Origin of the sequence: Sporomusa malonica (assembly GCF_900176355.1) — a bacterium.
Taxonomy (GTDB): domain Bacteria; phylum Bacillota; class Negativicutes; order Sporomusales; family Sporomusaceae; genus Sporomusa; species Sporomusa malonica.
Genome location: NZ_FWXI01000013.1, coordinates 129,908 through 136,852 on the forward strand (window position 1 = coordinate 129,908; position 6,945 = coordinate 136,852).

Annotated in this window: 7 protein-coding genes and 1 riboswitch; of the genes, 6 read left to right on the plus strand and 1 reads right to left on the minus strand. The window is 44.9% G+C overall.

Features of this window, described 5'->3' with window-relative positions:
* Nucleotides 1-235 precede the first annotated feature (235 nt).
* From B9A22_RS15320 to B9A22_RS15340, 5 genes are all read left to right on the plus strand, one after another.
* Nucleotides 236-1,537 (plus strand): FAD-dependent oxidoreductase, encoded by a 1,302-nt coding sequence (locus B9A22_RS15320; RefSeq protein WP_245824006.1) that lies wholly within the window; start codon nt 236-238, stop codon nt 1,535-1,537.
* Between the two features lie 67 nt (nt 1,538-1,604).
* Complete coding sequence (locus B9A22_RS15325; RefSeq protein ID WP_176215541.1) at nt 1,605-2,795, plus strand: pyridoxal phosphate-dependent aminotransferase; 1,191 nt, start codon at nt 1,605-1,607, stop codon at nt 2,793-2,795.
* Nucleotides 2,796-2,809: 14 nt separating this feature from the next.
* Entirely contained in the window at nt 2,810-3,793 is a 984-nt protein-coding gene (locus tag B9A22_RS15330) for a 2-hydroxyacid dehydrogenase (protein WP_084576822.1), read from the plus strand.
* 157 nt (nt 3,794-3,950) lie between these two features.
* Nucleotides 3,951-4,934, plus strand: a complete 984-nt coding sequence (locus tag B9A22_RS15335) for a phosphoglycerate dehydrogenase (RefSeq protein WP_084576823.1) — start codon at nt 3,951-3,953, stop codon at nt 4,932-4,934.
* A gap of 58 nt (nt 4,935-4,992) precedes the next feature.
* Nucleotides 4,993-5,159: riboswitch (Lysine riboswitch) on the plus strand.
* A gap of 146 nt (nt 5,160-5,305) precedes the next feature.
* Nucleotides 5,306-5,764, plus strand: a complete 459-nt coding sequence (locus B9A22_RS15340) for a DUF441 domain-containing protein (protein WP_084576824.1) — start codon at nt 5,306-5,308, stop codon at nt 5,762-5,764.
* Between the two features lie 456 nt (nt 5,765-6,220).
* Here B9A22_RS15340 and B9A22_RS25500 read toward each other — a convergent pair whose 3' ends face one another.
* Nucleotides 6,221-6,358, minus strand: a complete 138-nt coding sequence (locus B9A22_RS25500) for a hypothetical protein (RefSeq protein WP_176215542.1) — start codon at nt 6,356-6,358, stop codon at nt 6,221-6,223.
* A 267-nt stretch (nt 6,359-6,625) separates the two neighbouring features.
* Here B9A22_RS25500 and B9A22_RS25505 point away from each other — a divergent pair.
* The coding region (locus B9A22_RS25505; protein ID WP_176215543.1) for a hypothetical protein at nt 6,626-6,945 on the plus strand (320 nt) is incomplete at its 3' end.

Sequence of the window (6,945 nt, forward strand, 5' to 3'; positions counted from 1 at the left end):
CCCTTGCTATTTTGGTTCTCATAGCGTTGTAAAGCGCAACTGTTATAAAAGTTGATTGGCAGTTGCATAGCATATTTTTTATTGAATCGCCATTGTTATAAGGATCAGACTTAGCTGCGAGGAACGCAATTAGAGTGAGGTCAGAAGGAGCGAAAAAAGCGATAGGTATTGAGACGATTAATACCCAAAGAAATCTAGTGGTTTATATAGTAGGTGAAAATGAGGAGGTGCAAAAATGATGAAGAAAGTAGTAATTGTCGGTGGAGGCTGGGCCGGTTCTGCTGCTGCGTTAGCAGCGCGAAACACTGGTTGTGAGGTAGAACTATTTGAACGGGCAGACATGCTGCTTGGCACCGGCTTGGTTGGCGGAATTATGCGTAATAACGGTCGATTTACTGCTACGGAGGAAATGATTGCAATGGGTGGCGGGGAGTTGTTTGAAATCTGTGATGCATACTCACGCCATAAGAATATCGAGTTTCCAGGGCATAAGCATGTTAGCTTATATGATGTATCAACCATTGAACCTGCAGTTCGCAGAGCACTGTTGGCGGTTGGTATAAAAATTCATTTAATGGCTCGCATCAAAGATGTTACCGTGGCGGATGGCAAAATTGTCAAAGTTATTGCCGGTGTATTACATAATGATGAGGAATTCGAAGCTTGTGGTGATGGCTTTGTTGATGCATCTGGTACAGCCGGTCCCCAGGGTAATTGCATGAAGTACGGCAATGGTTGTGCAATGTGCATTTATCGTTGCCCGACCTTTGGACCACGTTTAAGTATTGCTGCTAAGGCTGGTGTAAAGGAAATTATCGGAGAAAAAGCCGATGGTACTCTGGGTGCAATGAGTGGATCATGTAAACTTCACAAGGATTCTCTTGCTCCCGAAATTAAGGAAGAACTCGAAAGAACCGGTGTTTGTGTTATTGCGGTTCCGCCTTACTTGCAAAAGAGCATGGAATCTCTTGGGCAAAAAGCATGCCAGCAGTACGCGCTAAAGGAATTTGCGGAGAACATTGTTCTGTTAGATACCGGCCATGCCAAACTCATGTCAGCATATTATCCACTCGGGTTGCTTCGCCAAATACCAGGTTGCGCTAATGCCCGGTTTGAAGATCCATATGCTGGTGGTATCGGCAACTCTATTCGCTATTTCGGCATGCTACCCAGAGACAATGCCTTACAGGTAAAAAGTCTGAAAAATGTTTTTTGTGCCGGAGAAAAAGCCGGATTACTTGTCGGTCATACCGAAGCCATTGTAACCGGAACACTTGCAGGTCATAACGCGGCAAGACTTGCATTGGGGCTTGAACCAATCGAAATTTCACGTGAATTGGCTTGCGGTGATGCTATTGCTTATGTGAATGAAAAAATGCAGACAAAAGAAGGATTAACTAAGAAGTACACCTTCTCCGGTTCGGTATATTTTGATAGCATGAAAAAGAAAAACCTCTACAGCATTAACATTGAAGAAATTAAGAAAAAAGTCACTCTGACCAATATGATTGGAATTTTTGCAAAGCGGCTCGCCTAGTCTCATTCATCATTGGATGCTCGCTGCGAGCATAGAATCTTATCCGATATTTGAAGGAGGTCTGTCTGTGGGAAATGTAACAGTGGCAAAGAGACTGGACCAGATTGCTTTCGCAGGAATTCGTAAGGTCTTTGAAAAAGCCAATCAGTTAGAGGCACAAGGTAAAAAAGTGATTCACTTTGAAATAGGCCGCCCCGATTTTGATACTCCGGCTCACATCAAAGAGGCTGCGAAACAGGCGTTAGACAAAGGCTTTGTCCACTATGCGCCGAACAGTGGAATACCGGCATTGCGGGAAGCCCTTGCAGGAAGGCTTAAAGCAGATAAAGATCTGACTTACAACCCTGATACCGAAATCATAATTACAGCCGGGGGACAGGAAGCTTTGTATTTAAGCTTTTTGAGCATTCTTAATGAGGGGGATGAAGTAATTCTTCCTGATCCTTGTTTTGGCCCGTTTCCCCTGGCAGTGAGGCTGGCTGGCGGTGTCCCCGTTAAAATTGGACTGCAGCCGAATCAAAACTACGGCTACGATTGGAATGCTGTTAAAAAAGCACTATCTCCCAGGACTAAGGCGATTGTCGTGAATTCCCCCCATAATCCTACAGGAGGTGTTTGGTCGGAGGAACAACTAAAAGCAGTAGCTGCCTTTGCCTGCGAGCATGATCTGTGGTTAATCTGTGATGACGCCTATGACCAGTTGGTCTACGAGGGATGCCGGCTGTCACCTGCTAAATTTCCGGGAATGCGGGAACGAACCATACTGTGTGGTTCACTTTCGAAAACGTATGCAATGACAGGCTGGCGCATCGGCTATATTGCTGCTATTGAGCCGGTCATTGGCGCAGCTATCCGGCTGCAGCAGAATATTATGCTGTCACTCTGCACTTTCGCCCAGCATGGGGCGGTGGCAGCACTTACCGGTTCGCAAGACTGCATACATGCTATGGCAGAAGAATTTGCCCGCCGCCGTCAACTGGTGCTCAACATGGTTCGTCAAATCCCTGGAATTGAATTGAATGGAATCCCCAAAGGAGCCTTTTATGTCTTTCCCCGCATTACTTTGCCCAACATGACTTCGGCTCAGGTAGCCGACTATTTATTGGACAATGCGGGTGTTGCGGTAGTCGACGGCTTGGCTTTCGGGGCAAGCGGCAACGGCCACTTCCGCCTATCTTACGCTGTGTCGTATGAAGATTGCCGTGAAGGTCTGGAACGTGTCGCGGCGGCGATGAAAGTGCTTGTGCAAAAACAATAGTTAGGAGGGCAGATATGGCTATCGTAATAAGTGCCATGCCAAAGTGGCGGTTTGATGCGTCACAGGTTGCATTGCCTGAAGACTGGGACATTCGGTTTATCAATCCGTCAACAGATGAAGAATTGATTCTGGCCTGCAAGGAAGCGGATTACTTGTTGGTGCCGGCCAGTACTCCCGAAATTAACGCCAATGTCCTGCGAAACATGACTCATATCAAATTGATTCAGAGCGTAGGTGCGGGATTTGACCGTATTGATACGCAAACGGCAGCAACTTTAAAAATTCCGGTGGCCAATGTTCCAGGCAAAAATGCCAAATCAGTGGCCGAATTCACCATAGGCCTGATGATTGCGCTCCAACGGCAGATCCTTGTGGCTGATCGGGAAATAAAAGCCGGCAGGTACCAAGAGATACGAAAAATTCTATTTAAGCAGGGACTAAGTGACATAGAAGGCAGCAAGGTTGGGCTAATCGGTTTAGGATCGATTAGTCAGCATGTAGCGAAAATCTTAAATGTTTTAGGAGCTTCAGTCAGTTACTACACTGTCAGGAAGAAACTGCCGGCAACAGAAGCTCAATTGCAGGTAAGTTATAAATCTTTGGAGGCATTGCTGGCAGAAAGTGATATCGTAAGCCTGCATGTGCCACTCGATGATACTACTCGCGGTCTCATCGGACATCGAGAACTGGAACTTATGTCTCCCGGCAGTTTGCTGATTAATACTGCGCGTGGTGAAGTAGTTGATCAGACGGCTTTGGCGCATATGCTGGAAACCGGACGCATTGGTGGTGCGGCCATTGATGTCTTCGCGCCAGAGCCGCCAGGGCCGGAAAACCCATTGTTGAATCTTTCACCTGCGGCTAGGGAGCGGTTGGTGGTGACACCGCATATTGCGGGAGTTACCGTCGGGGCAATGCGCAAGATGCTGCAGGCTAGTCTGGAAAACATTGCGAGAGCCATAAGCGGTCAACCGCCGGTAAATATAGTAAATATGTAGCGGTTTGTTAAAAATCCAAGCCAAGGGAATTTGGATACAGTCTGATGCATAGTGAAGAAGAAATCTGACCCTATTCGACTTATTGAAAGTATCCTGAATTTGGTATGCAGGCGTTGCTGCACCTTTAGCAGTAGCGGGCCATACCGGGAATGATACTATGCGAGAGCGGAAAGGATTGGATATCTTGAAAACAGTATTGATCACATCTAGAGAATTTGGCAGCCAAATCGATTTGCAGCATAGAAAAAATCTGGAGCAGTATTTTGCCGAGAATGGTTGGCAAATTGTGTGGAACTCGGCAGGTTCAGCTATGAGTGCCGGAGACATCATCCAGCAGGATGCCAGGCAGAGGCTTGACGCCATTTTGGTTTATTCCAGTTCGGATGAAATTAACCAGGAGGTTTTCAAACAGTGCCGGAATTTGAAAGTGGTATCGCGGCATGGTGTGGGTATCGAGAATATTGATGTCCTGGCGGCTCAACAGGCAGGCGTGGAAATTAAAACAACAGCTAAAATGCCGGGATACGAGACAGTTGCGGATTTAACATTTGCTTTGATGCTGTCTTTGGCAAGGAAGGTGCCGCAGATTGACTCTACATTACGAAAAAGCAGCTGGTATCGTCCGGTCAGCAGCGATGTTTGGGGAAAAACTCTGGGCATATTTGGGTTAGGACGTATTGGAAAAGCAGTTGCCAAACGTGCTAAAGGCTTTGATATGAAAATTTTGGTTAACACGCGGCACCCTGATGATGCATTTGTTGCAACAAATGGGTTAACGTTGTGCTCAAAGGAAGAACTGTTAGCCGAAGCTGATTTTGTCAGCTTGCATTGTACGTTAAATCAAGCAACAAAGCACATGATTGGTGCTCCGGAGTTTGCCTTGATGAAAACAAGCACATATTTGATTAACACGGCCAGAGCGGGTCTGGTAAACCAAGGTGAGCTCCTTGCCGCGCTGAAAAGCAAAACAATCGCCGGTGCGGCCATCGATGTATTCGAAACCGAGCCAGCAGTGAATGATCCCATCATTGCGGAAGGTCTGGATAATGTGGTGGCTACCGCGCATGTTGGTTCGTATACGGTGGACTCTCTCAGGCGGATGGACTTTCTGGTGGCGGAAAATATTGTGGAAGCAGTATAATGGCTATCAGGCAATTTTCAACAATTTCTTGACAGCGTGGAGTTAACAACTTAATAATCGGTATGGTAGAGGCGCGAGACGCAATAGTACTTACAAGGAGCTGGCTGTGATGAAATGTGAGGAAAGGGCGAATTGCCGAAGTGACGGGGAATGCTAATTCCCGGCGCTGGGGCCGTATTCAATAGGTACGGCACTGTCATCTTCGGATGGTGAGCTATCGCACTAGGGTAAGACTCCTCTTCACTATGCCGGTAGCCTCTAAGTTCATGGTGGCTACCTTTTTTTCTTTTAGTCTGTCAGAAGTTATAACAACATTTCTGATGACATAAGAATGCCAAAGGCGTATCTTGACTAACTTAGGATGTGAAAGTATGAATTGGGACAATATGCCGCTATTAGTCATTCTCGTACTAGCGGTTATTGGAAACAACCATTCCGTATCCCTGGCCGTTTCGGCGCTTCTGATAATAAAATTAATGGGTTTGACAACATGGTTTCCGAGTATCGAAAACTATGGACTAAATATTGGTATCACCATTTTGACGATGGCAGTGTTAACGCCGTTGGCACAGGGGCGGATTTCCATAGGCGAAATGCTGGATGCCTTCAAAACTCAGTCAGGTCTGATTGCCATTATTGTTGGGATGATTGTATCCTGGGTAGCAACACAAGGCATGTATTTTTTGAAGGCATCGCCTGAGGCTACGACTGCTTTGATTGTTGGTACAATCGGCGGGGTTTGCTTTTTGCACGGTCTGGCGATTGGGCCGCTTATCGCCAGCGGCGTAGTAGCCATGATATTAAATTTATTGAACTTATTCAAACAGTAATATTTGTTTTTTCTTCTTTTTTTCGGTAATACCATAAGCATTTATAAACGAACAGCCATAAGCCAAGTTAAAAAAATATGCGAGAGGCAGGTTCCGCAGAACCTGCCTCTCGTTGTAAAATTAAACTGCTATGAAAAAAATTACACATATAAATACTACACCAAACTGGACTACTCGGCACTGTATCGAGCCTATTCCCGCAAAGGAAGAAAAACAGCCGTCCCTCTGTATCCTCTGTATCTGAAAGCCATAACAATCCTGCAGCCGTGGGCAAGATTAAAAGTGTATAATTCGCTGAAGATTGATAAACAGCCAAGGAAAGTCGGCTAATCAAAGTTAAGGAACCGAGACAAATAAACAAGTGGAGGGGTAATTTGGGCAGTAGCTGGTTAGCGATAGAAGAGTCAGAGAACTGTTTAAGGCAATTCTCTGACTCTTGAATGGAAAGTGTGGCAGTTATACTTTCCGGGTCTCTTCTTCTTGATCCACATAGATGTTTTTCTTAATAGCAGGGGGTGTGTCTTTGCCATTTAAACTTGAAATAACATGAGTCTTACGATCAAACTTTTTGCTATGATCAGCAGAATTTTTCAAGGAAATCACCTCCAAGGATAGTATTTCCAAGTACGACTATATTCAACATGGAAAAATCTGAAAAAAATAATTAGGAGGTGCCATCGGTGAGTGTAATTGAGCGGAAGAATTAGTATCGAATTTTCACTTAATTCCTTGGAATTATTTGATGATGACGAATAAATTGGCCAGGTTTGACGAAGCCGCCAGTGTTTAATCCGCTGGATGTAAATCCCTTTGCAGGAAATTAATGTATTACAGCGAACAGTAAAATGAAACTGGGCATTAATGGATGGTATTATGACAGAATGGGGATATCAGTTAGAAACGTATAAGACAACGCTACACCTTTGGGAAGTAATATTGCAATCTGCAGTTTGGCCTACAGTAGCTTTAATCATAATTTTTGGTATAAGGTGGTTATTGTGGGAACAGATAAAAGACTTGATTAATAAGATTAAAACGGCTAACAGTATTTCTATAAAAGACATGAAATTAACGTGGCCAGACCAAGTAAATCAGCAATCCATTGATAATGCTAGTCAGTTCTCATCCGCAGAATTAGTATCACTATATTGCGATAAGGCAATAGAAATAGTAGAGCAATT

Excerpts from the sequence above, each read along its gene's own strand:
- B9A22_RS15330 (WP_084576822.1), top strand. The coding sequence starts at position 2,810 with ATGGCTATCGTAATAAGTGCCATGCCAAAGTGGCGGTTTGATGCGTCA.
- B9A22_RS15320 (WP_245824006.1), top strand. The coding sequence starts at position 236 with ATGATGAAGAAAGTAGTAATTGTCGGTGGAGGCTGGGCCGGTTCTGCT.
- B9A22_RS15335 (WP_084576823.1), top strand. The coding sequence starts at position 3,951 with ATGCGAGAGCGGAAAGGATTGGATATCTTGAAAACAGTATTGATCACA.
- B9A22_RS15340 (WP_084576824.1), top strand. The coding sequence starts at position 5,306 with ATGAATTGGGACAATATGCCGCTATTAGTCATTCTCGTACTAGCGGTT.